This is a genomic window from Prevotella melaninogenica, from assembly GCF_013267595.1.
Taxonomy (GTDB): domain Bacteria; phylum Bacteroidota; class Bacteroidia; order Bacteroidales; family Bacteroidaceae; genus Prevotella; species Prevotella melaninogenica_D.
The window spans coordinates 1,329,570-1,346,985 of the sequence record NZ_CP054011.1 but is presented as its reverse complement, the minus strand read 5'-3'; the positions used below and the strand labels follow the sequence as shown (position 1 = coordinate 1,346,985).

Below are 17,416 nucleotides of genomic sequence, written 5' to 3'. Positions count from 1 at the left end.
GGAATTTGTTTTGTTCTATAAAAGAAAATAATTGTCCTATTCTTCTCTGTTTGGTAGAGGAAAAGCAAAAGGGTAAAATTGCAATTTAATATCTAATTTATTTTTTGCTTTGCGGATAAATGTTTATATTTGCAGAAAATAAAGTACAATCAGCTATTTGAATAAAAGACTTTCAGGCTTTTTTATATGTGCTGATTGGTCGAAGATAAATTAGGAAACAATGCAGACAATCGGACATCTCTCTGTTCTTATTCACGAACAAGCAAAAAAATACGGAGCAAAACCAGCAATCACTTTCCGTAACTTTGGCAGTCTGGACTGGAAGACAGTGTCATGGAACCAGTTCTCAATGCGCGTAAAGGAAGTGTCAAATGCGCTCTTGAACCTCGGAATGAAGCCACAAGAGACTATTGCTGTGTTTTCACAAAACTGTATCCATCATCTGTATACAGATTATGGTGCATACGGAGTACGCGTGATTAGCATTCCGTTCTATGCAACAAGTTCAGAACAGCAGATACAATATATGATTCAAGATGCCAATGTAAGGTTTCTTTTCGTTGGCGAACAGGAGCAATATGACAAGGCGCGTCGTATTCAATCCCTTTGCCCTACATTGGAACGTATAATTGTCTTTGACTCAAGTGTACGCCTTAGTCAGCATGATCCAAACTCTATCTATTTCGCAGACTTCTTAAAGTTAGGTGAAGGTTTCCCACGTGAAGCAGAGGTAAAAGAGCGTTGGGCGCATGCTAACTATGATGATATTTGTAATATTCTTTACACAAGTGGTACTACTGGTGAGAGCAAGGGAGTTATCTTGACTTATAAGATGTATCAGGCTGCTATGGATGCGAATAGGAAGAGTGTGCCTGTAAATGAAAAAGACCGTGTTATCAACTTCCTGCCTTTCAGTCATGTCTTCGAGCGTGGTTGGGCTTGTTTGTCTCTCGCTGCGGGTGCAGAATTGATTGTAAACACTTATCCAAAGGAGATTCAGCAGAGTATGCGTGAGACGCATCCAACAAGTATGGCTTCCGTACCTCGTTTCTGGGAGAAGGTTTATGTGGCTGTAAAGGAGCGCATGGATAAGTCAAGCGTCGTTCAGCGTAAGCTTTTCTATCATGCTTTGAATGTTGGAAGAAAGCGCAATATACAGTATCTTGCACGTGGAAAGCGTGTTCCTTTGGCATTGGAGATGGAGTATAAGTTTGTTAATAAGACTGTTTTGAGTCTTGTTCGCAAACAGTTAGGCTTGGAAAATCCACATCTCTTCCCGACAGCTGGAGCCTATGTATCTCCAGAGGTAGAGGAGTTTGTACATAGCATCGGTATTACCATGATTGTTGGTTATGGCTTGACTGAGAGTTTGGCAACCGTTACCTGCGACCATGTAGGACAGCCTTATACTGTTGGTTCTGTGGGTAGACCGCTTGAGGGTATTGATATAAAGATTAGCGATGAGGGTGAAGTAATGCTGAAGGGTCCAACGATTATGCCAGGTTACTTCCGTCGTGATACTGCTAATGCAGAGGCATTTGATAAGGATGGTTACTTCCATACTGGTGATGCCGGTTATATGAAGGACGGTGAGTTATTCTTAAAAGAGCGTATCAAGGACCTCTTCAAGACTTCTAATGGTAAGTATATTGCACCACAGATGGTGGAGGCGATGCTGTTAGTAGATAAGTTTATTGAGCAGGTTTCAGTGATTGCTGACCAGCGTAAGTTTGTTTCTGCTCTGATTGTTCCAGAGTATTCTGTATTGGAAGAGTGGGCAAGAGAGAATCACATAGAGTTCAAAGATCGTGAGGAGTTATGCCAAGATAAGCGTGTAAACGATATGATGCGTGAGCGTATCGAAACCTTACAGCAGCGTTTGGCATCATACGAGAAGATTAAACGTTTCACCCTTCTCGCTCACCATTTCTCAATGGAAAACGGAGAGCTAACGAATACGTTGAAGCTAAAGCGTTCGGTTGTAAACCGCCGCTATCATGATGTGATAGAAAAGATGTACGAGGAGTAGGGAAGTAAATGAGTTGATGGGTAGACGTGTTGAAGAGTTGACAGGTTAGTTGTTCAGACGAATTAGGCTGTGTTTTATCAGCTTTAATAGTTTCACTCGGCTTGCTATTTTTGATAGTCTTACTCGTTCTACCAGTTCTTCTAACCCCATTCCAACGATAAAAGAACAAAGATGATAACAGCAGATCAGCTAAAAGATATCCAAGAACGCACTGAAGCGTTGCACCGTTATCTTGACATTGACAAGAAACGAATAGAGTTTGAGGAGGAACAACTCCGTACACAAGCCCCAGATTTTTGGGATGACCCAGCTCGTGCACAGGAGCAGATGAAGAAAGTTAAGGATATCGAGAAATGGGTTAAAGACTATGATAAGGCACGTGCGTTGGCTGATGAAGTACAGTTGGCGTTCGATTTCTATAAAGATGAACTTGTCACTGAGGAGGAAGTTGATACCGCATACGCTAAGGTTCTTAAGGTAATCGAAGGATTAGAGCTTAAGAATATGCTACGTCAGGAGGAAGATCCGATGGAGTGTGTGATGAAAATTAACTCTGGAGCGGGCGGTACGGAGAGTCAAGACTGGGCTTCTATGCTGATGCGTATGTATATGCGTTGGGGTGAAGCACAGGGATATAGAGTTACTATCTCTGATATACAGGAAGGCGATGAGGCTGGTATTAAGAGTGTGACAATGAAGTTTGAGGGTGGAGAATATGCTTATGGCTACTTGAAGAGTGAGAATGGTGTGCATCGTTTAGTACGTGTTAGTCCGTTCAATGCCCAAGGTAAGCGTATGACAAGCTTTGCCAGCGTCTTCGTTACGCCATTGGTTGATGATACGATAGAGGTATATGTTGACCCTGCTCGCGTCAGTTGGGACACCTTCCGTTCGAGTGGTGCGGGTGGACAGAACGTCAACAAGGTGGAGTCAGGTGTACGTTTGCGCTATCAATATGAAGATCCTGACACTGGAGAACAGGAGGAAATCCTCATTGAAAATACGGAAACTCGCGACCAACCGAAGAACCGTGCTAAGGCTATGCAGCTCTTGAAGTCGCAGTTGTATGACCGTGCAATGAAGAAACGCATGGAAGAACAGGCTAAGATTGAGGCTGGTAAGAAGAAGATTGAGTGGGGAAGTCAGATTCGAAGTTACGTCTTTGATGACCGTCGTGTGAAGGATCACCGCACTAATTATCAGACTTCTGATGTGGATGGTGTGATGGATGGTAAGATTGATGACTTCATCAAAGCTTATCTGATGGAGTTTCCAACGGAGGAATAGAAAGCTTTTTCTGTCTTCTCTGAGGGGAGGAAAGCGCCTAAGGAAAAGTGGATTGGGTATAGATTATCGAAAGAAAAACCTGCGATTATCCCACTGTAATCCAATATTTCTCCTCCTTTTGCGGAACTTAGGGAGGTTTCTTCCCTTATTAATAATGATATACAACCTTTTAAAATAATATAACTATGAGTGAAAGAAGTAAAGTAAATCGTAAGGAAAGAGAACTTAAACAAGAAAAGCAGGCTAATCGTGTCGTTGCTTGGTTGGCTGTGATTTTAGTCGCTTTGGGCGTTCTTACAATCATTATAGCATCAAATAGCTAATAGTAAACAGGACATAAATGATACGCGACTGTTATCTCTTAGATCGTGACAGTCGCTTATTATATTAACAATAGGGGTCTCATGAGTGGATTAGAGATTGAAAGAAAGTTCTTAGTTCATAAGAATATGGACTGGAAAAGCCTTGCAAGTAGTTGTAGTCACATACAACAAGGATATTTTGCAGCTGTTAATACCGTTCGTGTTCGTATCAGGGACGATAAGGGATATCTGACAATCAAAGGTCCATCACGTACAGGTGGGCTATCACGTTATGAGTTTGAAAAAGAGATTACACTGGAAGAAGCACAGCAATTAATGCTTTTATGCGAGCCAGGTGTGATTGATAAGCATCGCTATCTTGTACCTTTTGAAGGTCATACCTTTGAGATAGATGAGTTTCATGGTGATAATGATGGACTCGTCTTGGCTGAAGTGGAGTTAGGAAGTGAGGATGAATCGTTTGATAAGCCAGACTTTATTGGCTTAGAAATTACGGGTAATCGCCACTTCTATAATTCCCAGATGCGTCGCAATCCATTTAAGCTTTGGCGCGATATCGTACCAGAAGAATACCGATAAGCACGGCTATTGTCGAGCCAATAGCATCTGCGAAGAAGTCGAGCCATTCACCACTTCGATTCCCATTCGTACAGTAGGATTGAAGAACTTCAATGAGTCCTCCCATGATAATAGGCATCAACCAGACCCATACAATGATGAATTTGGGGCTGGGCTGCTTTGTATTGCGTAAGTATTCGAGGCTTATACTTAGGCCTAAAACTAAGTAAATAAGACTATGTGTCCACTTATCTATAAACCGAACAGAGCTCAGTGGCGTTTCTGGAATAGTCATAAAACACAATATCCAAGTTCCGATTACAATAATACAACTAAATGGGTATTTAGTTAAGATGTGTTTTGTTATGCTCATATTTTACTTCTAATTTGACACAAAAGTAGATATTTTTTCGTAAATTTGCGCATATATTCAAATCAAATTTCTATGAGTGAACAAAAAAGAGCGAAGTTTGGAAGCAAGTTAGGTATGATTCTTGCCACTGCAGGCGGTGCTGTTGGTTTGGGTAATGTATGGCGTTTCCCTTATATGACAGGTCAGAATGGTGGTGCTGCTTTCATTCTTATTTATATTGGTTGTATCTTGTTATTGGGCTTGCCTTGTATGATTAGCGAGTTCATTATCGGTCGTCATGCAGCCTCAAATACGGCACGAGCCTATACAAAGTTATCTAATGGGAGTGCTTGGAAGTGGGTTGGTTACTTAGGAGTGCTCACTGGTTTCCTCATTACGGGCTATTACGCTGTTGTTTCGGGTTGGTGTTTGCAATATGGAGTAGCCTCCGTAATGAATCATCTGCATGGTACACCAGATTATTTCAAGTCTTATTTTACAGACTTCTCTACCAATCCTTGGAAGCCTGTTTTATGGACCGTAGCTATTCTGTTTCTCGCCCACTACATTATTATTCATGGTGTTAGGAATGGTATTGAGCGTGCATCAAAGATTATGATGCCAGCCCTCTTTGTGCTTTTGGTGGCTATTGTCGTTGCATCTTGCCTTCTTCCAGGCGCAAGTAAGGGCGTAGAATTCCTATTGAAGCCCGACTTCAGTAAGGTGACAGGCGATGTCTTCCTTGGTGCTTTAGGTCAGTCATTCTATTCGATGAGTATTGCGATGGGATGTATCTGTACATATGCCTCTTATTATAGTCGTCATACAAAGTTGTTGAACTCAGCAGTACAGATTGGCGTCATTGACACCTGCGTTGCTATTCTTGCAGGTTTGATGATTTTCCCAGCTGCATTCTCTGTGGGAGTAAGTCCTGATAGTGGACCATCTCTTATCTTCATTACCCTTCCAAATGTCTTTGAGCAGGCTTTTGCGAGTATGCCTATAGTTGGTTATATCATTTCGATGGCATTCTATCTGCTGCTTTCGATGGCAGCGTTGACCTCTTTGATATCCCTACACGAAGTGAGTACAGCCTTTTTCCAAGAGGAGTTGCATATCAGTCGTCCACGTGCTGCAATGATTGTTACGGCTGCTTGTTCGCTTATCGGTGCAGTCTGCTCGTTATCATTGGGCGAGTGGAGTTTCCTCAAAGTGGCAGGTGTCGATCTCTTCGACCTCTTCGACTTTGTGACAGGACAAATCTTCCTACCTATAGGAGGACTTCTCACCTGCCTATTCATAGGCTGGTATGTACCAAAGAAACTGGTGAAGGACGAGTTTACCAACTGGGGAACCACACGTGGTATCTTCTTTGGTGCCTATTACTTCCTCATTCGTTTTGTTTGTCCATTGGCTATTCTCGCAATCTTCCTACATCAGTTAGGAGTTTTCTAAGCCATTAGGTACGCATTTTTCCTCTATCTTCTCTATCCTTGAAAAGTATGAGAAGAAATCCTATACCACCCCTTCTCCAATAGGAGAGGGGATGGGTAAGAAAAAACGAAGTATTAACTTCCAACATTAATTTACAACCTATTATCACCAACTAATACTTAATAATCCTCTAACCCTCCCTTATATATATAATGATTTCTTCTTTTGAAGGATTCATCAGAGTTTAAACATTGTATACTATGAACCTAAAATCAATTTTCTATCTCCATCGTTCCGATCGAAAAGTGCTGTTGCTACTCTTGCTGTTTATCGTTGGTAGCATTGGTTTGATTATCTTTGTTGGCAATCAAACAACGGAAACTTCTGCTGTGAAAAGCGATAGTATAAGTAAGAATAAACCCACTTCTTTCTCCCGTAAAGAGCAACTTCCTATAGTTGAAACAGCTGAAGGTAAACACCTATTTCCTTTCGATCCAAATACAGCTACAGCCGAGCAGCTGCAGCAGTTAGGTTTAGCTCCTTTCCAAGTACGTAATATCATCAAGTATCGTTCTAAAGGAGGAGTCTATCATTCACCGATGGACTTTGCCCGCCTCTATGGTCTTACGCGCAAACAGTATCGAGCGTTAGAACCCTATATAACGATTGGTGATGATTACGAACCAGCCTCCACGCTCGCCTCTGTACAAGCTTATATTGCTCAAAAAGAAGCTGATAAGCAGGCTGCTCATGCAGCTTATGAGGCCTATAAGGCACAAAACACGTATAAACCTAACAGAGGGAATGACCGTGACACCCTTCGCTATCCATTGAAGCTAAAAGTTGGTGAACATATCAATCTCGTTACTGCTGATACAACCCAGCTAAAGAAAGTCCCCGGTATAGGCTCAGGGTGGGCACGTGCCATTCTTAACTACGGTAAACGATTAGGTGGATACGTTGCTGTGGGACAACTGCAAGAGATTGAAGGATTCCCAGAAGAAAGCCTACCTTACTTCTCTATCGCTAACCCACAGACAGAGAAGATAAACCTAAATACTGCAACTCTCGCACAACTTCGTAAGCATCCTTATGTGAATTTCTATCAGGCTAAGGCTATTTGCGACTATAGGCGATTGAAGGGGAAACTAACCAGTCTCTCACAACTCCACTTGTTAAAGGACTTTACGCCCGAAGCAATCGAACGTCTGCGTCCGTATGTTGCGTTTTAAGTAGTCATGTTTTATAAGAGATTATAGGGTTCTGATAGAAACTCTTTACCATCTTTTTTTGTTGTGTTGATGCTCCGCACCATTGGTGCGGAGGCTTAACACCAATGGTGCGGGGCGTTAGTTCCCTTGCTATCTATCGTTGTGTGGAATCTAATAGCAATCACTCCAACAGCTTGAAGATGATTTCTGATAATAAAAAAAGACATTCATTGCTTTGCATTGTCTTTCATTTAGATTACCTTTGCACAAAGAATAAAGTAAACGCAATGGATATACAGGAGATTTACAAGATTTACCAAGCGCACCCTGTTGTGACCACAGACAGCCGTAACTGTCCTGAAGGAAGTATTTTCGTGGCATTGAAGGGAGCATCATTCGATGGTAATAAGTTTGCAGAAGCTGCCTTAGAAAAGGGCTGTAGCTATGCAATCATTGACGAAAAGGAATATGCAAAGGCAGGAGACGAGCGTTATATCCTCGTTGATGACGCCCTTGTAACTTATAAAGAATTGGCACGCGAGCATCGTCGTCAGTTCTCAATCCCTGTGATTGGTATTACAGGAACAAACGGAAAGACGACAAGTAAAGAACTTATCTCTGCCGTATTGGCTGAGAAGTTTAATGTACATCATACGGAGGCGAACTATAACAACGATGTAGGTGTACCTCGTACGTTGTTAGGTATTCGGCCAGAACATGAGATTGCGGTTATCGAGATGGGTGCTTCTCACCCTGGTGACATTGAAAAATTGGTAACATACGTAGAGCCAACTTGTGGTTTGATTACTAATGTCGGTCGTGCACATCTTCAGGGTTTTGGTAGTTTTGAGGGCGTAAAGAAGACCAAGGGTGAACTTTATGATTTCCTTAAAGCTCATGGTTGTTTACTGTTCCTCAACGAGAGCAATCCCGATTTGACGGAAATGGCAGAACAGCGAGCGTTTGATCGTATCATAACTTACGGACAAGATGAAACTGCTGATGTGCAAGGTTATGTTGTTAGCTGCGCTCCGTGTTTGAAGTTTGAGTGGCAGTCGTCAAGTCTCAACACCCACCAGCCAGCACCTACTATCTATGAAGTACAAACCCATCTCATTGGTTCTTACAACTTAGATAATATGTTGGCAGCCATAGCTATTGGTCTTCACTTTGGTGTTACGCCACAGCAAATCAACTATGCTCTGGAGAACTATGTGCCTCATAACAATCGTTCGCAGTTGACTGAGACAGCACATAACAAGCTTATTGTGGATGCTTACAATGCTAATCCATCCAGTATGGCTGCTGCGATAGAGAACTTCCAACTGATGGAGGTTGAGAATAAGATGGCTATCCTCGGTGATATGCGTGAACTTGGAGATGCGTCTGCAGAAGAACATCAGAAGGTTGTGGAATTGCTTAAGGCTACAGACATTCGTAATGTATGGCTTGTTGGAGAGGAGTTTGGTAAGACACAAACCGATTTCCTCAAGTTCCGCGACATTGATGAGGTGAAAAAGGAGATAGCTCTTCATCGTCCAGAAGATCATTATATCTTGATAAAAGGTAGTAATGGCATCAAGCTTTTTGAGCTTCCAGCCTTGCTATAACAAGAAAGAAAAACGGCGATAAAGTTTGTGTTAGTTCCGAGAAAATAGTTAACTTTGCACTTGCTTTTAAGCTATCGGGATGTAGCGCAGTTGGTAGCGCACTACGTTCGGGACGTAGGGGTCGCCAGTTCGACTCTGGTCATCCCGACAGAAAAAGGGAAGAAGCCGTTTGGTTTCTTCCCTTTTTTGTTTTATTGGGCTAATTAGCCTAATTAGGCTTATTGGGCTAATTAGCCTAATTGTTCATTCTTCCCTTAGTTTTTCCCTGCAATCTTCAAGGATAGCCATCAACTCATCCATCTTTGTTGTGCGCAACATAGCGATGCGTGTCTTCTTAAAATCAGGGATTCCTTTGAAGATTGGCGATGCAGCTAAGTGTCGACGTGTATGCAAGATACCACGATGCTCATCGATACGATCCACATTTATGCGCAGCATCTCTTCAAGAATGTCTATTTTGTCATCTATTGTTAGCTGCTTCTCACCTTGATTAAAGAGCCACGGACAACCAAAGGTAGCACGACCAATCATCACCGCATCAACACCATAATGGTCGAACTTCTCGTGCGCTTCTTCAATACTTGTAACATCACCATTGCCTATGATGGGGATATGAATGCGTGGATTGTTCTTCACCTCACCAATCAATGTCCAGTCAGCTTCGCCTGTGTACATCTGTGCGCGAGTGCGTCCATGAATGGTTAATGCCTGTATACCACAGTCTTGTAGCTGTTCTGCAAGGTCGGTAATAATCAAGTTATCGTTGTCCCAACCTAATCGAGTCTTTACTGTGACTGGTGTGTTGACAGCCTTCACTACCTCTCTTGTGATGTCAAGTAGCAGTGGGATGTTCTTCAACATACCAGAGCCAGCACCCTTGTTTGCCACCTTCTTCACTGGACAACCAAAGTTAATGTCAATCACATCGGGCTTTACCTGTTCTACAATCTTAGCTGCTTCAACCATTGAAGCTACATCCCTGCCATATATCTGTATTCCTACAGGACGCTCACTATCGTCAATGACTAATTTTGAAAGTGTCGACTTGATACTACGGATGACGGCATCAGCCGACACAAACTCCGTATATACCATGGCTGCACCGAAGCGTTTACACATCTTTCGGAAGCCAATATCTGTCACATCTTCCATTGGAGCCAAGAATAGTGGGCGTTCCCCCAAATCTATTGTTCCTATTTTCATAGGTGCAAAGGTAACGAAAAGGCTTTGAATAGTAAAGGAGTAAGAAGGCAAAAAAGCAAAAGGAGGAAAAGTTTTAAGGCTCTTCCGTTCAATGTTTGGATGCTTTTCGTATTGCTTTAACGTAAGAGCCGAGGTTGCTCATTAAACAAAAATATGGCTAAGACTGTCAACTATCTATCCTATTCTCATCCTCTGACATTGAAAATCATTTCTTTTTAGACTTCGAAAATAGGTAGATAAGGGTTTGAAAAATCATTACATAATTTCGAATAAGACATCAATAAATAACGGCAAAACCACATACAAAAAGCATGTTTGTAATCAACAGAGAATCAATTGGTTATCAAGTAGTAAAATAAAAGGTGCTTAATTGGGCTTCAAAAGGGCGTTAGTAAGGGTCTTAAAGGGCACCTTTTGCAAGTCAATTAGGCGTCTTTAAGAAGCTAAAAGAGCATGTATTGGTTTTGAGTTGCACGAAAATAATTTACAAACTTCATATAGTAAGGGAATATGTTGATAGTAGAAGACAGATAGACATTGCACCTAATTGCGTTTATCATGTAGTTTATCCCTCTTTGTAAAACCATCTAATTGGAGGTAATCATACCATGTTTTTGGATGAATCTCATTCTATTAACAATCTACGCATTTAACGGAAGAACTGCTTTTAAACGCTAATAGGGTAGGGAAATGAAAAGGAAAGGGAAGAAAGAGGGAATGATGTTTTTCAATCTTAAATATTTTGTACTACACAAAATATGTAGTATTTTTGCAATATAAAGTTCACGTATTATGGATGATCAGTATAAAATCCCCTATTTGAACGCTGTTATCAGAACGTTTGGTGAGCGTTTTAACTTGACGGTGCAGCAATCTTTCCGCTATCTTTATAACTTTAAAGGAATACGATTTCTTTTAGAGTATTATGACGTGGAACATACATTGTCTATAGAAGATACGGTAGATGACCTTATCAAAGTTTGTCAAAAGAATGGAGGAGAATTGGCATGAGACTCTATCATGGTACTAATACTGATTTTTCAGAGATTGATCTTGCAAAGTCTTTCCCTCTAAAAGACTTTGGACAAGGCTTTTACTTGACGACGATACGTGAGCAGGCAGAACGAATGGCGAAACGAAAGCAACAAGCGTTGGGGGGTAAAGCCATTGTACAAGAATATGAATTCGAGGAGAGTGCCTTACATAAAGGTGATTTGAAAGTGCTGATTTTTGAAGGAACTACCCCTGAATGGGCAACATTTATCTTTAATAATAGGTCAAGAAACAAAAACTATCAGCATGATTATGATATCGTTGTCGGACCTATAGCAGATGATGGAGTAGCCTTTCTTATTAACCTGTACACTACGGGAGCAGTCACTTTAGCACAGTTTACAAGGATGCTTAAGTTTAAGAAGCTCAGTAATCAGTATTTCTTTGGAACTAAAAAGGCTGTAAAATTATTAAGAAGAATAAAGTAATGACTCAACAAGAAAGATTTAAACACCTTGTCAATTTCACGATTGATGAGCTGACAACTTATCTTATAAAAGACTTTCATTTGGATACTGCAGAAGCTTTGGATATTGTTTATTCTTCAAAGACACTTGAACTTTTGCAGAACAAACGGACTGGACTTTATGACCAAAGTCCAGGCTATGTGTATCATTTGCTCAAGCATGAGTATAAGACTGGGCAATTGCCACAAGTCAACTAATCTTTATTAAAACGATTATCTAAATTTAATTTACAGCCATCTTTGCAACCGAGTTGCAAAACATAATCTTTATCTTTGCAGCAGAATATTAATGCAGTAACAGGTTTTAGATTATGAAAAAGAAACTTATAAGAATCATTCTTACGGCTGTACTCCTTGTAGGAGCATGGTTAGTAGAGCATTTCGCAGCACTTCCAATGTGGCAGGTGCTGCTTGTTTATTTGGTTCCTTATCTGGTTATCAGTTATGATGTATTAGGTGAAGCGGTTGAGGGAATCATGGAAGGCGATCCTTTTGATGAGAACTTCCTTATGAGTATTGCGACTATCGGAGCATTGCTCATCGGTTTCCTACCCGGTGCCGAACCACAGTTTATCGAAGGAGTCTTCGTGATGTTGTTCTTCCAGTTAGGCGAACTCTTTGAGCATTATGCGGAAGATAAGGCGCGCGACTCCATCTCTGAACTGATGGATATTCGTCCAGATGTAGCCAATGTGGAGCGAAACGGAGTGGTAGCGAGCGTAAGTCCAGAGGAAGTGATGATTGGTGAGACTGTGATTGTTAAGCCGGGAGAGAAGATTCCATTAGATGGAAGGGTGCTTGAGGGTGCCTCCAGTCTTAATACCGTAGCCCTTACGGGTGAAAGTATACCACGTGATGTAAGTGCAGGCATGGAGGTTATCTCTGGTTGTGTTAACCTTTCGGGTGTGTTGAAGGTACAAGTTGAAAAGCCATATAGCGAGTCTACCGCTGCAAAGATTATCCAACTCGTTGAAGAGGCAGGTGATAACAAGTCACGTAGTGAGTCATTCATTCGTCGTTTTGCACGTGTCTATACGCCTATCGTGGTAATTTCCGCCCTTGCTTTGGCTGTTATTCCTCCGTTCTTCTATGATAGTTACGCACCAGCCTTTGGTGTTTGGCTCTATCGTGCATTGACCTTCTTGGTTGTAAGTTGCCCATGTGCTTTGGTTATTTCTATTCCTCTTACCTTCTTTGCGGGTATCGGTGGGGCTTCTCATAAGGGAATCCTTATTAAGGGTGGTAACTATATGGATGCTTTGTCAAAGCTCTCTACGGTAGTATTCGATAAGACAGGAACATTGACACGTGGTACTTTTGATGTTGAGGCTATCCACCCAGAGAGTCTCTCTGAGCATGAGTTACTTCATTTAGCAGCTCATGTTGAACGTTATTCTACCCATCCAATCGCCCTTGCTCTCCGTATGGCATATGCGAATGAAAAGGATAATTGCACTGTTGAAGATATACAAGAAACAGCGGGACAGGGCATTACTGCCACTGTTAATAATCAGAAAGTAAGTGTTGGTAACAGCCGTTTAATGGCAACATTAGGTATTACAATCCCTACCTGTAAGCGTTGTACGAGCCATGCGGGTACTATTGTTCACGTTGCGATTGATGGTGAATATGCAGGTCATATCGTAATTTCTGACCAGCTGAAGGCTGATGCTGTGAAGGCTATAGAGTCTCTGAAGCAGTTGGGGGTTAGTAAGACTGTTATGCTGAGCGGCGACAAGAGGGAAGTTGTTGAGCAAGTTGCCGAGCAGACAAAGGTGACGGAATACTATGCAGAACTGCTCCCTACTGACAAAGTAAAGCATGTTGAGCGTCTCATTGCAGAGAAAAATGCAGATGAAACAATTGCCTTCGTCGGTGATGGAATCAATGATGCACCAGTGTTAGCACGTGCTGATGTGGGCATTGCTATGGGTGCTTTGGGCAGTGATGCTGCTATCGAGGCAGCCGATGTCGTACTGATGGACGATAAACCTTCGAAGATAGCACTTGCCATAGAACTCTCATGCCGTACTATTTTCATAGCAAAGGAGAACGCATGGTTCGCTATCGGTATTAAGGTTGCAGTCCTTCTTCTTGCCACCTTTGGAATGGCAAGCATGGGATTAGCCGTTTTTGCTGATGTCGGTGTGATGGTTCTTGCCGTTCTTAATGCGATGAGAGCAAGATAGAAAGGCGTTCCACTCGATTTATTTTCATGAACATAATTTGGCATCTGTCGTAAAGTAGCTACGCAGATGCCTTTTTTAATAGTTTGAAAAGCATAATTTGATAAAGCAATAGACTGTTCTCTTTCTGCTTATCCGACATTCCGAGTGATACTACTATTGAACTTTATGGCATAAAGTTCTGCTCTTCTTTAGGCTTCTTCGTGACCAATAGGTTTTCTTGTGTTTAATGACTCCGTATGTATTCACCATCCGCACCATTGGTGCTGGCCCTTCGCACGTTGATAAAACATGGGCTCTTTCACTCTTAAACAATGTTACAACCATCTGCTTTTATGATAAAAATAATTACGGAGGAAGCTAAATGAGAAAACTTTTGTGTAAGTTTGCTGTGTCGAAGTGATAGTTATGCAGATACGACTTGTTCTATTTTTTTTGTGGCTTTTGCTACCATTCTCGTCAGTTCAGGCACAAAAAGTGCTGGTATGTGATGGGGCTACGCACTTTCCGATACGTGATGTGTTGGTCAGTGTGGATGGGAAGAATGTGGGACTAACTACATGGCAAGGAATCATTAACCTACCTGATTCATTCCAAACAGCTACCTTTAAAAAGAAAGGTTATGCACCAGAGAAGTTGTTTCGGAGTGAGGTTTTGCGTGATACTGTCTTCCTTTTCCCTGCAGAACATTATTTGGATGAGGTAGTGGTAATAGGAAAGCAAGTTGTTGATGGGCGTGAACTGTTGAAGAAGATGCCGAAGCGAGACATCTTAGAAAAGAAGCCAGCCCATTCCCTATTAGAGTTTGATGTTGGGCTTATGCTTGATAAACGGTTACGTAGAGACCGTAAGCATGTTGAGAAGCTACGTGAAGTTTTCAAGAAAATGGACGGTTTAGAGGATAAGGAAGACCCTATCCTCAAGGCCTATCGACAGACACAGTTGGAACTAAAAGCTGATTCTATCCAGAAAAAGAATGAGCAAAAAGAACTGAAGAAATAGCTTTTAATGTGAATATAGGTTAATTGCGAGGCTGTTAAAGCAATCTTTTTGTATAGTTTACTTGACTTTTAGAAAAGTAAGTGTTACTTTTGTGGTGTGATAGATATCTTTACTTATTAATTAAAAAAGCTACTTTATGAAAACAGATTATCTTTTACCCCACATCTTTAGGAAGGTTGGTTGGTTTATTTTTATCCCTTGTAGTGTCATGATTATGGTTTCTTGGTTAGGTATTAATGACTGGTTTAATGATGACAGACTGAGTTTTATTACCTTACACATTGGAAACCTGAATTTCTTTGCTCCAGAACAAGAGGGACGTTCTTTCTTCTATTTTGCGCAGGAAGACATGTTTTCTGAACTTGTTTACTGCTTGACCTTTATCTCTCTATATATGATAGCATTTTCAAAGGAAAGAGTTGAGGATGAATATGTTGAACATCTCCGTATGCGTTCATTAGTATGGGCACTGAAAGTAAATACGATTTTCTTTGTAATCTTCACGTGGTTCTGCTTTGGAATGGTTTACATCACTTTGTTAATGCTATCAATGTTCAGCATATTTCTGCTGTTTCACTTCCGTTTTCTTTACGAATTACATAAAAGGAGAATAGATAATGAAGAATAGTATAAGAGTAGAGCGGGCAATAAAGCGTATGACCCAAGCGCAATTAGCAGAACTTATAGGGGTGTCCCGTCAAACGATTGTCGCTATTGAAAGCGAGAAGTATGTTCCCTCAACAGTTCTCAGTCTGAAGATTGCACGTGTTTTCGATAAGCGTGTAGATGATATTTTTGAACTTGAAAAAAGCGATTAAAGTCTTGTATTTATACTCCCTCTTTTTCGATATCATCAGTAATCATAATTATGAATTTTGAATTATGAATTTTGAATTAAGGCTAATCATAATTATGAAATTTGAATTATGCATTATGAATTACCAAAGTAATCATAATTATGAATTCTGAATTGTGAATTTAGAATTAACCGAAAAAGGTCCGATGGACAAGGTGAAGAAATATCACACTTGCCTCATCGGGCTCAACATATACTCAAGTCAGAGAAAATTTTACTATTATATCACGCCACGGATACGGTCGTCAAAGGCTGAAAGGGCAGCCTTAGCACCTTCTCCCATAGCGATTGTAATCTGTTTGTAAGGCACCGTCGTAACGTCACCAGCAGCATATACGCCACTCAGACTTGTGCGGTTGGTTGCATCAACGATAATCTCATTGCGAGGAGTAACCTCTACTTGATCCTTGAAAGCATCGCTGTTTGGCGACAAGCCAATCTGAACAAAGACACCATCTAAGGCAATTTCGCGCTCCTCATCATTGGTGCGGTCCTTCACTCTGATACCCGATAGCTTCTGACCATCACCCAAGAGGGCTGTTGTCTGGGTAGAAAGGAACACCTCAACATTAGGCAGACTGGCTACTTTCTGCTGTAGAACCTCATCAGCACGCATAGCATCAGCAAACTCAAGTACGGTCACGTGGCGGCAGATACCAGCCAAGTCAATGGCTGCTTCGATACCAGAGTTACCACCACCGATGACTGCTACGTCCTTACCTTTGTAGAAAGGACCATCGCAATGAGGGCAGAAATGCTCACCATGACCGATGTATTTCTCCTCATCTGGCAGACCAAGACGGCGCCAGCTTGCACCTGTTGCGATTACGATAGCAGGTGCGGTAAAGGTCTCACCACCACGAACAGAAACAGTCTTAATAGCCTCTTTCAAGTTGGTTGATACCACCTTACGATTGTCGAATACATCTATTGAATATTCATTGATATGGGTGCGGAGGTCAGCAGCAAGCTGTGTACCAGTTGTCTTTGTGACAGAAATAAGGTTCTCGATACCTGTTGTGTCGTTTACCTGTCCTCCAATGCGCTCCGCAACGATAGCTACGCGCAAGCCTTTGCGGGCAGAGTAGATAGCAGAAGATGCTCCAGCAGGACCACCACCGAGTACGATAACATCATATTCGCGTACTGTTTGCACCGCATTTTCATCATGATCGGTACCAACTTTGTCCTCCAACTCCTGCAGAAGGATTCCAAGATCACCACGACCAGTGTGCAATGGCTCCCCATTAACGTACACAGAAGGTACGCCTTGTATGTTCAAACGTTGTATTTCATCCTGACAAAGACCGCCATCAACCATCTCATTGCTAATATTTGGGTTGATAAGCGCCATTACGTTGAGTGCCTGAACAACGTCAGGACAGTTTGTACAGGTGAGTGATACGTAGGTCTGAAGGCGGATTTCACCCTTTAGCGACTTGATACGTGCAGCTATTGCCTCGTCAGGAAGGTTCTTACCCTGTCCGTCAGAGTTAAGAATAGCAAGGAGCAACGAGGTAAACTCGTGACCATTTGGTATACCACGGAAGCTGATACCAGTCTCTTCACCATTGCGAAGAATACTGAAGGAGAACTGTTCTCCTTCCAGATAAACTGTCTTTATCTTGTCAGAAGTAGAGGCAATATCCTCTACGAAAGACGAAAACTCTGCTGAGTTCTCATCATTACTATTGCGAGTAACGCTAAGGGTTATATTAGATGAGAGCGAAGCAAAGACGCCCTTCACCTGTTCGAGTATGCTTGAATCTAACATGGGGCTTGTAAATTTCTCTATATATTATAAAAAAAATGGAGAGACAAAGTCCGAAGACTTATCTCTCCACCA

17 protein-coding genes and 1 tRNA gene are annotated in these 17,416 nt (G+C 41.7%); 15 read left to right on the top strand and 3 right to left on the bottom strand.

All coding sequences use genetic code 11. The annotated features are described in order from the left end of the window. The first annotated feature begins 220 nt into the window (after positions 1-220). The 4 genes from FIU21_RS10870 to FIU21_RS10855 all read left to right on the top strand — a co-directional run bounded on the left by FIU21_RS10870 (position 221) and on the right by FIU21_RS10855 (position 4,218). Positions 221-2,029 carry an AMP-dependent synthetase/ligase gene (locus tag FIU21_RS10870; protein ID WP_004361425.1) on the top strand — a complete coding sequence of 603 codons (1,809 nt, stop codon included), beginning with the start codon at positions 221-223 and terminating at the stop codon, positions 2,027-2,029. 171 nt (positions 2,030-2,200) lie between these two features. Continuing rightward, positions 2,201-3,316 carry a peptide chain release factor 2 gene (gene prfB / locus FIU21_RS10865; RefSeq protein WP_004361424.1) on the top strand — a complete coding sequence of 372 codons (1,116 nt, stop codon included), beginning with the start codon at positions 2,201-2,203 and terminating at the stop codon, positions 3,314-3,316. A 185-nt stretch (positions 3,317-3,501) separates the two neighbouring features. Continuing rightward, entirely contained in the window at positions 3,502-3,639 is a 138-nt protein-coding gene (locus FIU21_RS10860) for a hypothetical protein (RefSeq protein ID WP_172891390.1), read from the top strand. An 81-nt stretch (positions 3,640-3,720) separates the two neighbouring features. Continuing rightward, positions 3,721-4,218 (top strand): CYTH domain-containing protein, encoded by a 498-nt coding sequence (locus FIU21_RS10855; protein WP_004361423.1) that lies wholly within the window; start codon positions 3,721-3,723, stop codon positions 4,216-4,218. Here FIU21_RS10855 and FIU21_RS10850 read toward each other — a convergent pair. Beyond that, complete coding sequence (locus tag FIU21_RS10850) at positions 4,178-4,492, bottom strand: VanZ family protein (protein WP_308359116.1); 315 nt, start codon at positions 4,490-4,492, stop codon at positions 4,178-4,180. The two genes, FIU21_RS10855 and FIU21_RS10850, sit on opposite strands and share 41 nt — an antisense overlap. 150 nt (positions 4,493-4,642) lie before the next feature. Here FIU21_RS10850 and FIU21_RS10845 point away from each other — a divergent pair, with 150 nt between their 5' ends. From FIU21_RS10845 to FIU21_RS10830, 4 genes are all read left to right on the top strand, one after another. Continuing rightward, a complete protein-coding gene (locus FIU21_RS10845; protein ID WP_004361421.1) occupies positions 4,643-6,004 on the top strand; it encodes a sodium-dependent transporter in 1,362 nt (453 codons plus the stop codon). A 239-nt stretch (positions 6,005-6,243) separates the two neighbouring features. Continuing rightward, positions 6,244-7,215 (top strand): ComEA family DNA-binding protein, encoded by a 972-nt coding sequence (locus FIU21_RS10840; RefSeq protein WP_036886876.1) that lies wholly within the window; start codon positions 6,244-6,246, stop codon positions 7,213-7,215. Between the two features lie 266 nt (positions 7,216-7,481). Continuing rightward, a complete protein-coding gene (locus tag FIU21_RS10835) occupies positions 7,482-8,804 on the top strand; it encodes a UDP-N-acetylmuramoyl-tripeptide--D-alanyl-D-alanine ligase (RefSeq protein ID WP_004361419.1) in 1,323 nt (440 codons plus the stop codon). Between the two features lie 75 nt (positions 8,805-8,879). Continuing rightward, positions 8,880-8,952 (top strand) — tRNA-Pro (locus tag FIU21_RS10830). A gap of 95 nt (positions 8,953-9,047) precedes the next feature. Here FIU21_RS10830 and dusB read toward each other — a convergent pair. Then, complete coding sequence (dusB, locus tag FIU21_RS10825; protein WP_004361418.1) at positions 9,048-10,007, bottom strand: tRNA dihydrouridine synthase DusB; 960 nt, start codon at positions 10,005-10,007, stop codon at positions 9,048-9,050. A 792-nt stretch (positions 10,008-10,799) separates the two neighbouring features. On the opposite strand from dusB, the gene FIU21_RS10820 reads away from it, so the two are divergent. From FIU21_RS10820 to FIU21_RS10790, 7 genes are all read left to right on the top strand, one after another. After that, on the top strand, positions 10,800-11,018 hold the full coding sequence (locus FIU21_RS10820; RefSeq protein WP_004361417.1) for a DUF3791 domain-containing protein: 219 nt from the start codon (positions 10,800-10,802) through the stop codon (positions 11,016-11,018). Then, positions 11,015-11,488: a DUF3990 domain-containing protein gene (locus tag FIU21_RS10815; protein WP_004361416.1), complete on the top strand. Its 474-nt coding sequence runs from the start codon at positions 11,015-11,017 to the stop codon at positions 11,486-11,488. Before FIU21_RS10820 ends, FIU21_RS10815 begins: the two co-directional genes overlap by 4 nt. Next, positions 11,488-11,724: a hypothetical protein gene (locus FIU21_RS10810; RefSeq protein ID WP_004361415.1), complete on the top strand. Its 237-nt coding sequence runs from the start codon at positions 11,488-11,490 to the stop codon at positions 11,722-11,724. The genes FIU21_RS10815 and FIU21_RS10810 overlap by 1 nt, the downstream gene beginning before the upstream one ends. 113 nt (positions 11,725-11,837) lie before the next feature. Further along, the gene (locus FIU21_RS10805) at positions 11,838-13,715 is read left to right on the top strand and encodes a heavy metal translocating P-type ATPase (protein WP_004361414.1); all 1,878 of its coding nucleotides are present in this window, start codon (positions 11,838-11,840) and stop codon (positions 13,713-13,715) included. Between the two features lie 405 nt (positions 13,716-14,120). Further along, positions 14,121-14,714, top strand: a complete 594-nt coding sequence (locus FIU21_RS10800) for a hypothetical protein (protein ID WP_036886874.1) — start codon at positions 14,121-14,123, stop codon at positions 14,712-14,714. Between the two features lie 136 nt (positions 14,715-14,850). Then, positions 14,851-15,342 (top strand): hypothetical protein, encoded by a 492-nt coding sequence (locus FIU21_RS10795; RefSeq protein WP_004361412.1) that lies wholly within the window; start codon positions 14,851-14,853, stop codon positions 15,340-15,342. Beyond that, the gene (locus FIU21_RS10790; protein WP_004361411.1) at positions 15,332-15,532 is read left to right on the top strand and encodes a helix-turn-helix transcriptional regulator; all 201 of its coding nucleotides are present in this window, start codon (positions 15,332-15,334) and stop codon (positions 15,530-15,532) included. Before FIU21_RS10795 ends, FIU21_RS10790 begins: the two co-directional genes overlap by 11 nt. Before the next feature lie 258 nt (positions 15,533-15,790). Here the strand turns inward: FIU21_RS10790 and ahpF are convergent, their stop codons facing one another. Continuing rightward, complete coding sequence (gene ahpF / locus FIU21_RS10785) at positions 15,791-17,344, bottom strand: alkyl hydroperoxide reductase subunit F (protein ID WP_004361410.1); 1,554 nt, start codon at positions 17,342-17,344, stop codon at positions 15,791-15,793. Positions 17,345-17,416: the final 72 nt, after the last annotated feature.